The organism is Pseudomonas sp. S2_A05 (assembly GCF_054668485.1).
In genome coordinates this window covers 3,756,121-3,772,496 of sequence record NZ_CP162775.1, presented here as the reverse complement: position 1 = coordinate 3,772,496, position 16,376 = coordinate 3,756,121, and the positions used below count along the sequence as shown (strand labels likewise).

The window sequence follows — 16,376 nt, the reverse complement described above, 5'->3', positions numbered from 1 at the left end:
AATAGATCTCCCCGGTGGGAGCGAGCCTGCTCGCGAATGCGCTGGTTCAGTGAAAAACAAGTCGACTGACACTGCGCTTTCGCCAGCAGGCTCGCTCCCACAGGGAAATGAAATCGCTCATGCCGGAGGGATCACAGCTGCAAAATCAGTGTCTTCAACGGTGGCTGCTGGTCCCGCGAGGGGAAGTCCGCACCCGGGGTCATCACGCTCCATTCGCGCACCGGGCGACCGGCCTTTTCGGCGCAGCGCAGCACTTGTTCGCGCCAGTCGTCCATGCTGACTTTCGCCAGGTTGTTGCAGCAGATCAGTACGCCGTTGTCGGCGGTGGCCAGCAGCGCGGGTTTGAGCAGGCTCTGATAATCGCGTAGCAGGTCGACGGTGCCGAATGCGCTTTTGGCCCACGCCGGCGGATCGAGCAGGACCAGATCGTATTGGCGCTGTTCGAGGCGCTGATAGCTCGGCAGCTTCTGCCCGCGCCGCACGCTGATCGGCAGGCCAGCGAGCTGGCGGATCGCCGGGAAGTAATCGGACTGAATGAATTGCATCGGCGGCAGTTGCGGGTTGAGCAAACCATTCTCGCGACCGACCGCCAGGTTGCCCTCGGCAAAATCGAGGTTGCACACCTCACGTGCACCGCCGGCCGCTGCACTGAGGCCAACACCACAGGTGTAAGCGAACAGGTTGAGCACGCTTTTGCCTTGCGCGTGATCCTTGACCCAGCCACGGGTGTTGCGCAGGTCGAGGAACAGTAGCGGATCCTGTCCGGCATGACGCCCGCGCACGCGGTAGTTCAGGCCCCATTCATGACCGACCAGATCCGCCAGTGCGGCGTCATCGGCTTTATAGACGCTGTCCTCGCGATCAATCCGCGAGTTGCCACGGGAGCGGTCGTTGTAGACCAGCAGGCTGTCGAAGCCCAGGGTCTGGTTGACCATGGCGTGCAGTTGCAGCAGGTCGTCACGTTCGAGCGTCTGGTGAAAACTCTGCACCAGCAGTTGCGGGCCGTAGCGGTCGATGGTCAGGCCGCCGGCGCCTTCCTGGCTGCCGTGGAACAGCCGATAGCAATCGGTGCCCTGGCTGTGCAGCGCAGCGAGCAGGTCCTGGCGTTGATCGAGGGCGGCGCGCAGCGCCTGATTCAAGGAAGACATGCGGGCGCCTTGCTGAGGGGAATTGGGGCGCGGGAGTTTAACAGTTTGCCGGGGGATCGCGTGATGGCCCTTCGCGAGCGAGCTCGCTGCCACATGTGCAATGCGATCACCTGTGGCAGCGAGCCTGCTCGCGAAGCTATTGATTCAAACGTTTATCAACGAGGTCCTGCACCACACTCGGATCTGCCAGGGTCGAAGTATCGCCAAGGCTGTCGAGCTCATTGCAGGCAATCTTGCGCAGAATCCGCCGCATGATCTTGCCCGAACGGGTCTTGGGCAATGCCGGCGCCCACTGGATCAGGTCAGGTTTGGCGAAGCTGCCGATCTCCTTGCTGACATGCGCCAGCAGGTCTTTCTTCAGCTCTTCGTTGGCCTCGGTGCCGTTCATTGGCGTCACGAATGCGTAGATGCCCTGGCCTTTGACGTCGTGGGGATAACCGACCACGGCGGCTTCGGCGATGCTGTCGTGCAGCACCAGGGCGCTCTCCACTTCGGCGGTGCCGATGCGGTGGCCGGAGACGTTGATCACATCGTCGATGCGTCCGGTAATCCAGTAATCGCCGTCCTCGTCACGGCGGGCGCCGTCGCCGGTGAAGTAATAGCCGGGGTAGGGCTTGAAGTAGGTGTCGATCATCCGCTGCGGATCGCCGTAGACGCTGCGAATCTGCGCCGGCCAGCTGGATTTGATCGCCAGCACGCCGCTGCCGGCGCCTTTGATTTCCTTGCCGGCTTCGTCAAGCAATACCGGTTGCACGCCGAACATCGGTTGCGTCGCGCAGCCGGGTTTGATCCGTTGGGCGCTGACCAGCGGGCTGAGCATGATGCCGCCGGTTTCGGTCTGCCACCAGGTGTCGACGATCGGGCAGCGCTGTTCACCGACAGCATTGAAATACCATTCCCACGCTTCCGGGTTGATCGGCTCACCGACGCTGCCGAGCAATCTGAGGCTGGCGCGCGAAGTTTCCTTCAATGGTCCGGCGCCTTCGCGCATCAGCGCGCGCAGGGCGGTGGGCGCGGTGTAGAAAATGTTGACCTTGTGCTTGTCGATGACCTGCCAGAAGCGCGAACTGCTCGGGTAGCTCGGCACGCCTTCGAACATCAGTGTGGTCGCACCGTTGGCCAGCGGCCCGTAGACGATGTAACTGTGGCCGGTGACCCAGCCGACGTCGGCGGTGCACCAGAACACTTCGCCGTCGCGGTAGTCGAGCACATATTTGAAGGTCATCGCCGCTTGCAGCAGATAGCCGCCGGTAGTGTGCAGCACGCCTTTGGGTTTGCCGGTGCTGCCGGAGGTGTAGAGGATGAACAGCGGATCTTCGGCGTCCATCGGTTCCGGCGGGCAGTCATCGCTGACCTCGCGCACGGCCTGGTGATACCAAAGGTCACGGCCTTCGACCCAATCGACTTGGCCCTGAGTGCGCTCGACGACCACCACGGTGCTGACGTTCGGGCAGCTTTGCAGGGCTTTGTCGACGTTGTTTTTCAGTGGCACGAAGCGGCCGCCACGTACGCCCTCATCGGCGGTGATCACGGTACGGCAGTCGGCGTCGAGAATTCGATCACGCAGGGAATCCGGGGAAAATCCGCCGAACACCACCGAATGAATCGCGCCGATTCGCGCGCAGGCGAGCATGGCGTAGGCGGCTTCGGGGATCATCGGCATGTAGATGCACACCCGGTCGCCTTTCTTTACGCCACGGCTTTTCAGCACGTTGGCCAAACGGCAGACGTGGTGATGGAGTTTGTTGTAAGTGATCTGCGCCGACTCGGCAGGATCGTCGCCTTCCCAGAGCAGGGCGGTCTGCTCGCCGCGTTGCTTGAGGTGACGGTCGATGCAGTTGTAGCTGACGTTGAGCTTGCCGCCGGCAAACCAGGCGGCTTCTCCGGTTTTCAGGTCATAGCGCTGAACGGTCTGCCACGGCGTGCTCCAATCGAGAAAACGCGTGGCCTGCTCGGCCCAGAAGGCACTGGGGTGTTCAATCGATTCGCGGTACAGGCGCCGATACTCGTCCTGGCTCAACTGAGCGGCCTGGCGCACGGCATCGGCTTTGGGGAACGTGCTGATATCGAACATGACGGTTCCTTATTCTTGTGGTGCGACACGAATAAAGATGCGCCGAGCGCTGCACAGGTTCAAGTCATGCGCCAAAACAACTGCGGGAGCGAGCCTGCTCGCGAAGGCGGAATGTCAGTCAACGAAGGTGTTGAATGAAGAACCGCTTTCGCGAGAAGGCTCGCTCCCACAGGGGAACAGCGTTGTGCCCGAAGGCTTTTATCAGCCGCGATGGCGCCCGCGGAAGTAGTTGATCAGGCCTTGAGTCGAGGCATCGTCAGCCACGGTCTCGTCGCTGCCGACCAGGCGGTTGTAGACGCCTTTGCCCAATTCCTTGCCCAGTTCCACACCCCACTGGTCGAAGGCGTTGATGCCCCAGACCACGCTTTGCACGAACACTTTGTGCTCATACATCGCCACCAGGGCGCCAAGGCGACGCGGGCTGATGCGTTCCACCACCAAGGTGTTGCTCGGGCGATTGCCCGGGATCACCTTGTGCGGCGCCAGTTTGCGCACGTCGTCTTCGCCCATGCCTTTGTCGCGCAGTTCGGCTTCGGCTTCCGGCAGGGTCTTGCCGAGCATCAGCGCCTGGCTCTGCGACAGGCAGTTGGCGTACAGCCACTGGTGATGGTCGGAAACCGGGTTGAAGCTGACGATCGGCACGATGAAGTCGGCCGGGATCAGTTGGGTGCCCTGGTGCAGCAACTGGTGATAAGCGTGCTGGCCGTTGCAGCCGACGCCGCCCCAGATCACCGGGCCGGTATCGGTCGACACCGAGGTGCCGTCCTGACGCACGCTCTTGCCATTGGACTCCATGTCCAGCTGTTGCAGGTGCTTGGTGATGTTGCGCAGGTAGTGGTCGTACGGCAGGATCGCGTGGCTCTGCGCACCCCAGAAGTTGCCGTACCACACGCCGAGCAGCGCCAGCAGCACCGGCATGTTCTGTTCGAACGGCGCGGTCTGGAAATGCTGGTCCATGGTGTAGGCACCGGACAGCAGTTCCTTGAAGTTGGACATGCCGATGGCCAGGGCGATCGGCAAACCGATGGCCGACCACAGCGAGTAACGCCCGCCGACCCAGTCCCACATCGGGAAGATGTTTTCTTCGCGGATACCGAAGGCCACAGCGGCGGCATTGTTGCTCGACACAGCGATGAAGTGGCGATACAGCTCGGCTTCCGAGCCGCCCTGCGCCAGGTACCAGGCGCGTGCGGCCTGCGCGTTCTTCAGGGTTTCGAGGGTGTTGAACGACTTCGACGAAACGATGAACAGCGTGGTCTCGGCGCGCAGTTTTTGCGTCAGCTCATGGAACTCGCTGCCGTCGATGTTTGCCAGATAGTGGCAGCGCACGCCTTTCTGCGCGTAGGACAGCAGTGCTTCGGACACCAGCTCAGGACCGAGGAACGAACCACCGATACCGATGTTGACCACGTCAGTGATCGGCTTCTCGGTGTAACCGCGCCACAAGCCATCGTGGATGCGACCGACGAGATCGGTGATCTGGTTCAGCACCTTGTGCACTTCCGGCATCACGTTGACGCCGTTGACCGACAATTTGTCGCCGACCGGGCGGCGCAGGGCGGTGTGCAGTGCCGGGCGGCCTTCGGAGGCATTGACGATTTCGCCGTCGAACAGCGCTTTGATCGCGCCCTTCAGATCGACTTCATTGGCCAGGCCCACGAGCAGGTTGCGGGTCTCGGCGTTGATCAAATTCTTCGAATAATCGAGAAACAGACCGCAGCTGCTGAGGGTGAACTGATTGAAACGCTGCGGATCGGCGTTGAAGGCTTCGCGCATGCTGAAATCCTGCATGGCTTGGCGGTGGTCTTTCAACGCTTGCCAGGCGGGCAGAGCGGTAACGTCGTGAGGAGTGCGGTAGTACGCCATCGCTGCGGTTTTCCTTTTTACTTGAACGGCCTTTTGAACACGGTACAGATCAACCACGGGTTTTAGCGCATGGGATCAACTGCGTCGACACGAGATCTGGACACAGGGCGAATACAGTAAACCTCGCGCTGCGTTCTGTCTTGACTTTGTCTGACCAGATCCCTGTACTTTTTTAACATCCGCAGAGGAATCTGGCCGACAAACGGAGGTGCCCGGAAGACTTTCGCCCAACCGGCATGCACCGGAAACACATGTGGGAGCGAGCTTGCTCGCGAAGGCGTGGTGTCAGGCAACTTATAAGTCGCTGATACACCGCCTTCGCGAGCAGGCTCGCTCCCACAGGGAAATTCGTTGCTGCTTAAATCGGGCTATCGAGATTCAGGTGCAGGTTGTCGATCAACCGCGTGGTGCCGAGGAACGCCGCCGCGAGAATCACCAGATCGCGATCCTCCGCCGTCGCCGGACGCAAGGTCAGGCCATGACGGATTTCCAGATAATCCGGACGCAGCCCCGCCGCTTCCAGCACCTGCAACTGCGCAGCGATCAGCGCCGGGTAATCACGCTCACCTTGTTTGATCGATTCGGCGATGCTGCTCAGCACGCGATACACCACCGGTGCCACGGCGCGCTGGTCTTCACTGAGGAAGCCGTTGCGCGACGACAGCGCTAGACCGTCCGCAGCACGTACGGTTGGCTCGCCGATGATCTGGATCGGCATGTTCAGGTCATGCACCAGTGCGCGGATCACCGCCAGTTGCTGGTAATCCTTCTGGCCGAAGATCGCCAGGTCCGGTTGGACCATGTTGAACAGCTTGCTGACTACGGTCGCCACACCTTCGAAGTGCCCCGGACGGCTGGCACCACACAGGCCTTCGGACAATTGCGGCACGCTGACCCCGGTTTGGCCGGCCATGCCGTCCGGGTACATCTCTTCAACCGTCGGCGCGAACAGCAGGTCGCAACCGGCTTCGAGGAGCTTTTCCTGATCGGCGGCGAGGGTGCGCGGGTATTTGTCGAGGTCTTCGCCGGCGCCGAACTGCAGCGGGTTGACGAAAATACTCGCGACGACGAAATCGACTCGCTGCGTAGCCTTGGTGATCAATGCGACGTGGCCGCTGTGCAGGTTGCCCATGGTCGGCACGAAGCCGATGCGCTTGCCTTCACTGCGCGCGCGAGCGACGGCGGCACGCAGTTCGCGTACGGTTTTGACGGTGTTCATGCAGAGAATCCGTGTTCGATGCCGGGAAACGTGGTGGCTTTGACTTCACTGACGTAAGCCTTCAGCGCGGCCTGGATGCTGTCCTGACCTTGCATGAAGTTCTTGACGAATTTGGGGACGCGGCCGGTGATCGACAGGCCGAGCATGTCGTGCAATACCAGTACCTGGCCGTCGGTGGCGTTGCCGGCACCGATACCGATCACCGGAATGCCCACGGCCTGGCTGATTTCTGCCGCCAGTTCGCTCGGCACGCACTCGAGCAACAGCATGGCCGCACCGGCCTGCTCCAGCGCGATCGCATCGGCACGCATCTGCCGCGCCTGGTTCTCATTGCGGCCCTGCACCTTATAGCCACCAAGGATGTTCACCGCTTGCGGGGTCAGGCCCATGTGCGCACACACCGGCACACCGCGCTCGGCGAGCAGGCGTATCGACTCCGCCAGCCATAGCTGACCTTCAACCTTGACCATGTGCGCGCCGGCCTGCATCAGCATGGCGCTGTTGTTCATGGTCTGTTCGAGGGTGGCGTTGGCCATGAACGGCAGGTCGGCGAGGATCAGGGCATCGCCATTGCCACGCTTGACGCTGGCGACGTGATAGGCCATTTCCGCCGTGGTCACTGGCAGGGTGCTGTCGTGCCCCTGCAGGACCATGCCCAGGGAGTCGCCGACCAGCAGCACTTCGACACCGGCCTCATTGCAGGCATGGGCGAAGGTCGCGTCATAGCAGGTCAGCATGGTGATTTTTTCACCTTTCTGCTTGAGGCTCTGGAGCGTGGTCAGGGTGATGGCTGGCATGTAAAAAATCCTCGTTCAGGCGCTCTGGAAACTGCTGCGAGTCACGCGCGTGATTCTTCATCTACTCAGGCGCACGGTCTTGTGTCGTGCTTTGAAAGGCCTGGATTGCGCCCGTTCATGCCGGGTTGGCGGCAGCGGGACGCCTATAGTCGTGATGAGCCAACAGGAAGTCAATTGCGTGTGTTACCGCCTTGTTACGCGGGCGGTGTTACCGGCGTTACTGATGCGATTCAGCGGCGCGGCGGGCCTGATTGGGGGGATTTTTGTCTGACAAAAACTGGAGATTGGCAGGTGACCTGTGGCGAGGGGATTTATCCCCGTTGGGTCGCGGAGCGGCCCCATGTTTGTATACGGCTTGGTCAGATTTGGGCCTGCTTCGCAGTCCAGCGGGGATAAATCCCCTCGCCACATAACCACATTTCACAGAAGATTTTTGTCAGGGCTGGGAGATGCGTTCGAGGCCGACGAACGGGCAGGCGGCCAGCAGGTCTGTCAGCGTGCGGCCGTCGGCAAGACGCAGATCCTGCGGTGCCAGTTCAGCGAGGGGATAGAGAACGAACGCCCGCTCCTGAATCTGGTAATGCGGGACCTTCAGCCGTGGCTCATCGATCAGGCGATCGCCGAACAGCAGAATATCCAGATCCAGCGTGCGTGGTCCCCAGCGTTCCAGACGTTCGCGGCCCTGAGCGTTTTCGATCGCCTGCAAGGCGTCGAGCAACTCGATCGGTGCGAGCGAGCTGTCGAGGGCGGCGACAGCGTTGGTGTAGCGCGGCTGGCCCGGCAACAGTGAATCGCTTTGATAAAAGGCTGAAACGCCGGCAAGACTCGTCTGCGGCAATTGCCCCAGCGCCGCGATGGCGCTGCGCAACTGGTCGGCCGGGTCAGCGAGGTTGCTGCCCAGACCAATGTAGATGCGTTCCATCGCTTACTCGCCCGTCGCGCTCGAAGCGCCGGCGCGCTTGCGCTTGGAACCGCCACTGCGGCGACGTTTGCGTGGCGCGCCGCTGGCATCGTCACCCTTGCCGCTGAGGTCGCGGATCATGTCGCGACGCTCGCTGTCGTTGGCGTCCTGATAATCGGTCCACCATTCGCCGAGGCCATCGGTCTCCTCACCGGCGCTTTCGCGCAGCAGGAGGAAATCGTAACCGGCACGGAAGCGCGGGTTGTCCAGCAACAGATCGGCGCGTTTGCCACTGCGCCGTGGCAGGCGTTCCTGCATGTCCCAGATTTCGCGGATCGGCATGGTGAAGCGCTTCGGAATCGCGATGCGCTGGCACTGTTCGGCAATCAGCTCGTGAGCGGCTTCCTGCATCGCCGGAATCGGCGGCATGCCACGTTCCTGCAGACGCAACACGCGGGCCGGCAGTGCCGGCCAGAGCAGGGCGGCAAACAGGAACGCCGGGGTCACCGGTTTGTTCTGCTTGATGCGCAGGTCGGTGTTGGTCAGCGCTTCGCTGATCAAGGTGTGGGTGTATTCCGGATTGTATTCCAGCGCTTCGGCACTGGCCGGGAACAGCGGGGCGAACAGTTGCAGATCAACCAGCATTTCAAAGGTGATCGCGCCGTGCCCGGAGAGGAACAGCTTGAGCACTTCTTCGAACAGCCGCGCCGACGGAATCTCGCGCAGCATCGGCGCCAGCTCACGGATCGGCTGCACGGTGTGCTTCTCGATGCCGAAGTTGAGCTTGGCGGCAAAACGCACGGCCCGCAGCATGCGCACCGGGTCTTCCTGGTAACGCTGCTTCGGGTCGCCGATCAGACGGATCAGGTGATTGCGAATGTCGTGCACGCCATTGGCATAATCGAGAATGCGCTCGCTGACCGGATCGTAATACAGAGCATTGATGGTGAAGTCGCGGCGTTGCGCGTCTTCTTCCAGGGTGCCGTAGACGTTGTCGCGCAGAATCCGCCCGCTCTCGTTGCGCGAAGACTGGTTGCTGTCTTCCTCGTCTTCGTTGACCGGGTGATTGGCGCGGAAGGTCGCGACTTCAATGATTTCGCGACCGAAATGGATGTGCACCAGTTTGAACCGGCGACCGATGATCCGCGCATTGCGGAATTCGGCACGGACCTGCTCGGGGGTGGCGCTGGTGGCGACGTCGAAATCCTTGGGCGTGATGCCCAACAGCATGTCACGCACGCAACCACCGACCAGATAAGCCTGGTAACCGGCACCTTGCAGGCGTTCGACGATATTCACCGCATAGCGGCTGAACTGCGTTTTCTGCAGCGAATGTTGGCCGCTGTTGAGCACTTCAGGGGTGCTGCGGATGTGTTGCGTACGACGCACGGGAGTTCGGAATGACTGGAACAGCTTCTTCAGCATGGGATGCACTGTTTGAAGGAATGTTCGGCCATACCAAAAGAATGACCGCATGATGGGCGCAGATTCTAGCATTTAGTCGGGGGATGGTGTAGGACGCAGCAGATATGAGCTGCAAGCCGCAAGCTGCAAGGGTCGAACGCGGGAAACGGGGGGATTTCACGGAGGGGAGAAACTACAAGGGGAGCCGAAGCTCCCCAAGAAGTAGTTGCGTGCTCTTTTTATTATTGATTCGGGCTTCTTGTTTTTGTTGAGTGCCCTCGCCACGAAGCGTTTCCTTCGTGACCCTCCCAATCGGGAGCCAAGAGCAAACGGATTGCTTTGGTCGCTGAATTGCAGTGATCTGTCGATCCAACCAGTACAGGCTCTGTCTTAGGACAGTTTTTGTTGTTCTCGGCCTGGTCGTGGGGCAAGCCCCAAATACAACGCCTCTCCAAAAGAATCAGTTAGCTGCGCCTCTCGCCGTCTTGTTTTTATTGTGCGTGAGTCGATTCGTCTTATTTTTATTGTCTTGTGCATTGCTTGTTATTGTTCTTGTACCAAACATATAGCAGGGTGCGTGCCAACTTTTGCCAAGCCCAGTAAAACAAGGGGTTAGGTCGATATAACCGTTTTGCAGGGGCGAAAAAAAGCCGGGGTTTCGTTACCGATAACCCCGGCTTCTGTTACGTGAATCGACTGCGGTAACAGTTTTTTCACGTTGTCATGCGTTACCCGCGCACGCGGTGGGTAACGCTCAGCTTTCGCTGGCGACCCCGGTCTTGCGCCGTGGAATGCCCAGACGCTGGCGGCGTTCCCACAGGCATTTGCGGCTGACGCCCAGTTTGCGTGCCAGTTCGGTCTCGGTCATGTGGTCCTGATGCTCGAGGACGAAGTGCTGGAAATAGTCTTCCAGCGACAGATCCTCGGTCGGCTCATGGCTGCTGTTGCTGGCGTTACCGCCGGTTTGCGGCGGCAGACCGATGAACTCGTCGTCTTCCAGATCGCTCAGCTCGATGTCGATGCCCAGCAGGTCGGCCGAAATCTCCGGGCTTTCGCTGAGAATCACCGCGCGCTCAACCGCGTTTTCCAGCTCACGCACGTTACCGGGCCACGAATAGTGCCGGATCGCCTGTTCAGCGTCGGCAGCGAATTTCAGGTCGGTGCGATTGATCCGCGCGCTCTGGCGAGCGAGGAAGGCATTGGCGATTTCGTTGACGTCGGCGCCACGCTCGCGCAGCGGCGGCAGCTTCAGGGCAATCACGTGCAGACGGTAATAAAGGTCTTCACGGAACTGGCCGATTTTCGCCAGGCTCTTCAGATCTCGGTGCGTTGCAGCGATCAGGCGCACATCGACTTTCTGCGACTGCACCGAACCTACGCGGCGGATCTCGCCCTCCTGCAGAACCCGCAGCAAGCGAGCCTGGGCTTCGAGGGGCAGTTCGCCGATCTCATCGAGGAACAGGGTGCCGCCGTCCGCCGCTTCGACCAGACCGGCGCGACCGGCGCTGGCTCCGGTGAACGCGCCTTTCTCGTGGCCGAACAGTTCGGACTCGATCAGGCTTTCCGGAATCGCCGCGCAGTTCACCGAGATCATCGGCGCCTTCGCGCGTTTCGACAGATTGTGCAGGGCGCGGGCCACCAGCTCTTTCCCGGTGCCGGACTCACCCTGAATCAATACGTTGGAATCGGTTGGCGCGACTTTGCGGATCTTGCTGTACAGGTCCTGCATCGGCGGGCAGGAGCCGATGATGCCGATTTCGCCATTGCTGTTATCCACAGCGGCTTTGCCGTTGCCGGCGGCAGGCTTGCTCGCCGTGGTTTCGCCGGCAGCTGGCGCCGACTGGCGATCGCGCAGGATCCGTGCAACCGCCTGGAGCATTTCATCGTGGTCGAACGGCTTGGCGATGTAATCGACCGCACCCATTTTCATCGAGTCGACCGCCGAGCGCAGGCTGGCGTAACTGGTCATGATCAGCACCGGTGTGCCTTGCCCGAGCTTGATCAGCTCGGTGCCCGGAGCGCCCGGCAGGCGCAGGTCGCTGACGATCAGATCGAACGTAGGAATGGTGAAGCGTTCTTGTGCTTCCTGCACTGATCCGGCTTCGCTGACCTGGTACTGGTTGCGTTCCAGCAGGCGGCGCAAGGCGGAGCGGATAATGGTTTCGTCTTCGACGATCAAAATGTGCGGCATTGATTCGATACTCTCGACGGTCTCAGTTCACAGCGGACGTCGCTTCGACATGACGCGGTAAGGTCACCCGGATACGGGTGCCGCGTTGGCTTTGTACATCAGCCGGGCTGTCGATGGTGATTTGTCCATAATGCTCTTCAACGATGGAATAGACCAGTGCAAGGCCCAGACCGGTGCCTTCACCCGGATCCTTGGTGGTGAAGAAAGGTTCGAACAATCGGTCCATGATGCTCGACGGAATACCGCCGCCTTCGTCTTCGACGATCAGATCGACCGTGTGTTCGCCGGCTTCGCTCTTGACCCGTACCGCACTGTGCGGCGGCGAGGCGTCGCGGGCGTTGGAGAGCAGATTGATCAGCACCTGGGCAAGCCGTTGCGGGTCGCCTTCGACCCAATGATCGGGATCGCACAGGTTGTAGAACTGCACTTCGAAATTGCGCCGGTTCAGCGCCAGCAGGCCGATGGCATCCTGCGCGACTTCGGCCAGACACACCGGTTCGTCGTTGTGCTGATGACTGCCGGCATGGGCGAAGCTCATCAGCGACTGGACGATGCGCGAGACGCGTTTGGTCTGCTCGAGAATCTGCCCGCTGATTTCCGTCAGCTCGCCGTCGTCTTCGCGCTCTTCGCGCAGGTTCTGCGCCAGGCAGGCGATGCCGGTGATCGGGTTGCCGATTTCGTGGGCCACACCCGCTGCGAGTCGGCCGATGCTGGCCAGCCGTTCGGAATGCACCAGTTTATCTTCGAGCATCTGCGTTTCGGTCAGATCCTCGACCAGTAACACCAGGCCACTGTTACCTGGGGCCAACGGCTCGTCGATTGCCGCTTTGTGCAGATTCAGCCAGCGGGTCTGACCATCTAGGGCCAGATGCTGTTTGTGCAAATGCTCGTCGGGCAGGTTGATGAAGCCTTGCAGCAATTCTTTCCACGGGTTGGCGATGGTACTCAGACGCGAACCGACCACTCGCTGCGCAGCGATGCCGGTCAGCTCTTCCATGGCCTTGTTCCACATCAGGATCTCCTGATCCTTGGCCAGCGAGCAGACGCCCATCGGCAGTTCCTGCAAGGTCTGGCGGTGGTAGCGGCGCAGGGCGTCGAGTTCGGCGGCCAGGCCGGTGAGGCGCGAGTGGTAATCCTCGAGACGGCTTTCAATGAAGTGAATGTCTTCGGTGACGTAGTTTTCGCCGCCAGCCTTGTAGGGCAGGAAGGTTTCCACCATGTCCTGCGCAACGCTCGGACCCATCAGGCCGGACAGGTTGGCCTCGATGCGGTCGCGCAACCGGCGCAAGGCATACGGCCGGCGTTCATCGAAGGGCAGATACAAGTCGCGCAGCGCTTGCTCGACCTCCTTCTGCGCGGCCTTGGCACCCAGCGGCTTGGCCAGTTGCGTGGCGAACTCCTGCGGCGAAGCGGCGTGCAGTTCGCGGCGTTGCGGGCGGCGCACGTTGTCCACGGCGCAGGCTTCGGCGGCGCTGGCTTCTTCCGGGCTGGCGTTGGTGAACAGCGAGATCAGGGTGAACATCAACACGTTGGCGGCCAGCGAGGCGATGGCCGCCATGTGCCAACTGGTGTCGTCGAGCACGTAGATCATGTTCAGCAGCGGGATATAGAAACCCTGCAGATTGCCGACCAGCGGCAGCAGCATGGTCACCACCCAGACCGTGATCCCCGCCAGCAGACCGGCAATGAAACCGCGGCGGTTGGCGGTCGGCCAGTACAGCACCGACAACACCCCGGGCAGAAATTGCAGGGTCGCAACGAACGCGACGATGCCGAGGTTGGCCAGATCCTGTTCGACGCCGAGCATCAGGTAGAAACCGAAACCGGCCATGATGATCGCCACGATCAGCGCCCGACGGGTCCATTTCAGCCAGCGGTAGATGTTGCCTTCGGCCGGCGGCTGATAGAGCGGCAGCACCAGATGGTTCAGCGCCATGCCCGACAAGGCCAGGGTGGTGACGATGATCAGGCCACTGGCGGCGGACAGGCCACCGACGTAGGCGAGCAAGGCCAGCGGTTTGCTGTTGGCGGCAATGCCGATGCCGAGGGTGAAATATTCCGGGTCGGTGGTGGCGCCGAGTTTCAGTCCGGCCCAGAGAATCAGCGGTACGGCAAGACTCATCAACAGCAGAAACAACGGCAGGCCCCAACTGGCGCTGACCAGCGAGCGCGGGTTGAGGTTTTCCGTAAAGGTCATGTGATACATGTGCGGCATCACGATCGCCGAGGCGAAGAACACCAGCAACAGTGTGCGCCACGGGCCTTCCTGCAACGGCGTGTGCAGGGCGGCGAGGGCGGTCTGGTTTTGCAGCAGCCACAGTTCGAGCTGTTGCGGGCCGTCGAATACGCCATACAGCGCATACAGGCCAACGCCGCCGAGGGCGATCAGTTTGATGATCGATTCGAAAGCAATCGCGAACACCAGCCCTTCATGTTTCTCGCGCGTGGCGATGTGCCGGGAACCGAAGAAAATCGTGAACAGAATGATCAGCGCACAGAACGCCAGCGCCACGCGGCTCTGCACACGTTCGCCGGTGAGGATGCCGATCGAGTCGGCCACTGCCTGAATCTGCAGGGCAAGCAATGGCAACACGCCAATCAGCATGAAAATCGTGGTCAGCGCGCCGGCCCAGGTGCTGCGAAAGCGGAAGGCAAACAGGTCGGCCAGCGACGACAGTTGATAGGTGCGGGTGATCTTCAGGATCGGATAAAGCAGCACCGGCGCCAGCAGGAATGCACCGGACACGCCGAGATAACTGGACAGAAAGCCGTAACCGTACTGATAGGCCAGGCCCACCGTGCCGTAGAACGCCCAGGCACTGGCGTAAACCCCCAGCGACAGGGTGTAGGTCAACGGGTGGCGAATGATCGCGCGCGGGATCATGCCCCGTTCGCTGACCCAGGCAACGCCGAACAGCGCCGCCAGGTACGCGGCGCTGATCAGGATCATCTGGGTCAGGCTAAAGCTCATCGGCATCTTTTTGGCTCTGCAGGATGAAGGTCACGACAATCAGGATCAGCCAGAGCAGATAAGGGCGATACCAGGCGCCCGTCGCGTCGATCCACCAATCCATGATGGCGGGGGAGAACAGGTAGATCCCGACGACCAAAAGCAGGACCAAGCGATAGATGTACATCCCGGCCTCTCTTTTTTATGCGCGTGCCCGAAAACGTGCGGCGATGGTAACGGATGGGCGCGCGACTGCAAGTGTCGTCATTGCAGTTGCGCTTCGGGCAGGGTCAGTGTGCGCGGGATCTCTTCGGCATCCCAGTGCGCGCTGCCCCAGGCCAGCAGTTCGCGCGGCGAAGCGTGTGCCAGTTCGGTGCCGGGATTCTGTCCCAATGCACGCAAGGCCCGCAGCAGCAACGGCGTGGCCTGATCGGCTTCGAGCGGCGGCGAACGGTAGGACTTGCCGAGTTTGTTGCCATCCGGCTGGGTGATCAGTGGCAGGTGCAGATAGCGCGGCTGTTTCAGGCCGAGCAGTTCTTGCAGGTACAGCTGACGCGGCGTCGAATCGAGCAGATCGGCGCCGCGCACAATATCGGTAATGCCTTGCCAGGCGTCGTCGAGCACCACCGCCAATTGATAAGCGTAGAGACCATCGCGCCGACGAATGACGAAGTCGCCGACGTCGCGGCCCAGGTGCTGACGGTATTCGCCCTGCACGCGATCGATGAAGTGGTATTCCAGCTCAGGCACGCGCAGGCGGATCGCGGCGTCGTGCTGATCATGGCCGGCATTGCGGCAAAACCCCGGATAAATCCCGTGATAGGGCTCCAGTTGTTTGCGCGAGCAGGTGCAGGCGTAGGCAAGGCCATGGTTGAACAGGCTGTTGAGCACTTCGGCGTAGGCAGCGTGCCGATCGCTCTGGCGGACCATTTCGCCGTCCCATTCGAAACCGTAGCTTTCCAGCGCCTTGAGAATCGCCGCTTGCGCACCGGGCTCTTCGCGCGGCGGATCGAGATCTTCCATGCGCACCAGCCAGCGCCCACCGACGGAGCGGGCGTCGAGGTAAGACGCCAACGCAGCGACCAGCGAACCGAAGTGCAGGTGGCCACTGGGGGTAGGGGCGAAGCGGCCGATGTAGGCGGGGGATTTGGCAGTCATGGAGGCGATAAAGGCTATTCAGAATTTAAGCAGGTTACCCCTGTGTGAGCGAGCCTGCTCGCGAAAGCGCTGTGTCAGGCAATAATGAGCTGTCTGAAGGGACGCTTTCGCGAGCAGGCTCGCTCCCACAGAGGCAGAAGCAGATTCCGCGGGCAAAACACAGAAACAAAAACGGAGCGTTTACACGCTCCGTTTTTCGTTCAGGCCGAGATTACTTGCCGACCTGCTTTTCCTTGATTTCCGCCAGGGTCTTGCAGTCGATGCACAGATCCGCGGTCGGACGGGCTTCGAGGCGCTTGACGCCAATCTCGATGCCGCAGGACTCGCACCAGCCGTACTCTTCGTCTTCGATCAACTGCAGGGTCTTGTCGATTTTCTTGATCAGCTTGCGCTCGCGATCGCGGGCGCGCAGTTCGAGGGAGAACTCTTCTTCCTGGCTGGCACGGTCGGCCGGGTCAGGGAAGTTGGCCGCTTCGTCTTTCATGTGATCAACCGTACGGTCGACTTCCTGCATCAAGTCCAGTTTCCACTTGTTCAGGATCTTGGTGAAGTGCGCGCGCATCGGAGCGCCCATGTACTCTTCACCCGCCTTCTGAACGTAAGGTTCGAAGCCGCTGATCGACGTTTGCTGCTGTTGCTTTGCTTGGGTGGGCATGAAATGGACCGCC

12 protein-coding genes are annotated in these 16,376 nt (G+C 61.0%); all 12 read right to left on the bottom strand.

Features of this window, described 5'->3' with window-relative positions; genetic code table 11:
* Positions 1-131 precede the first annotated feature (131 nt).
* Positions 132-1,148, bottom strand: coding sequence for a class I SAM-dependent rRNA methyltransferase (locus AB4O12_RS17165; RefSeq protein ID WP_252868295.1), 1,017 nt, complete (start codon positions 1,146-1,148; stop codon positions 132-134).
* Between the two features lie 136 nt (positions 1,149-1,284).
* Positions 1,285-3,222 (bottom strand): acetate--CoA ligase, encoded by a 1,938-nt coding sequence (gene acs / locus AB4O12_RS17160; protein ID WP_150638513.1) that lies wholly within the window; start codon positions 3,220-3,222, stop codon positions 1,285-1,287.
* Positions 3,223-3,423: 201 nt separating this feature from the next.
* Positions 3,424-5,088, bottom strand: a complete 1,665-nt coding sequence (gene pgi / locus AB4O12_RS17155) for a glucose-6-phosphate isomerase (RefSeq protein ID WP_016773160.1) — start codon at positions 5,086-5,088, stop codon at positions 3,424-3,426.
* 358 nt (positions 5,089-5,446) lie between these two features.
* Complete coding sequence (gene panC / locus AB4O12_RS17150; protein WP_460059194.1) at positions 5,447-6,307, bottom strand: pantoate--beta-alanine ligase; 861 nt, start codon at positions 6,305-6,307, stop codon at positions 5,447-5,449.
* Complete coding sequence (gene panB / locus AB4O12_RS17145; RefSeq protein WP_041477826.1) at positions 6,304-7,104, bottom strand: 3-methyl-2-oxobutanoate hydroxymethyltransferase; 801 nt, start codon at positions 7,102-7,104, stop codon at positions 6,304-6,306. Before panB ends, panC begins: the two co-directional genes overlap by 4 nt.
* 436 nt (positions 7,105-7,540) lie before the next feature.
* The gene (gene folK / locus AB4O12_RS17140; RefSeq protein ID WP_310220213.1) at positions 7,541-8,026 is read right to left on the bottom strand and encodes a 2-amino-4-hydroxy-6-hydroxymethyldihydropteridine diphosphokinase; all 486 of its coding nucleotides are present in this window, start codon (positions 8,024-8,026) and stop codon (positions 7,541-7,543) included.
* 3 nt (positions 8,027-8,029) lie between these two features.
* Positions 8,030-9,430: a polynucleotide adenylyltransferase PcnB gene (locus AB4O12_RS17135; RefSeq protein WP_039761624.1), complete on the bottom strand. Its 1,401-nt coding sequence runs from the start codon at positions 9,428-9,430 to the stop codon at positions 8,030-8,032.
* Positions 9,431-10,163: 733 nt separating this feature from the next.
* Complete coding sequence (locus AB4O12_RS17130; RefSeq protein ID WP_041477828.1) at positions 10,164-11,600, bottom strand: sigma-54-dependent transcriptional regulator; 1,437 nt, start codon at positions 11,598-11,600, stop codon at positions 10,164-10,166.
* Between the two features lie 22 nt (positions 11,601-11,622).
* Entirely contained in the window at positions 11,623-14,577 is a 2,955-nt protein-coding gene (locus AB4O12_RS17125) for a sensor histidine kinase (protein WP_460059191.1), read from the bottom strand.
* A complete protein-coding gene (locus tag AB4O12_RS17120) occupies positions 14,561-14,737 on the bottom strand; it encodes a hypothetical protein (protein WP_003176118.1) in 177 nt (58 codons plus the stop codon). The genes AB4O12_RS17125 and AB4O12_RS17120 overlap by 17 nt, the downstream gene beginning before the upstream one ends.
* Positions 14,738-14,814: 77 nt before the next feature.
* On the bottom strand, positions 14,815-15,708 hold the full coding sequence (gene gluQRS, locus AB4O12_RS17115; protein ID WP_095181824.1) for a tRNA glutamyl-Q(34) synthetase GluQRS: 894 nt from the start codon (positions 15,706-15,708) through the stop codon (positions 14,815-14,817).
* A 211-nt stretch (positions 15,709-15,919) separates the two neighbouring features.
* Positions 15,920-16,363: an RNA polymerase-binding protein DksA gene (gene dksA / locus AB4O12_RS17110; RefSeq protein WP_041477831.1), complete on the bottom strand. Its 444-nt coding sequence runs from the start codon at positions 16,361-16,363 to the stop codon at positions 15,920-15,922.
* Positions 16,364-16,376 lie beyond the last annotated feature (13 nt).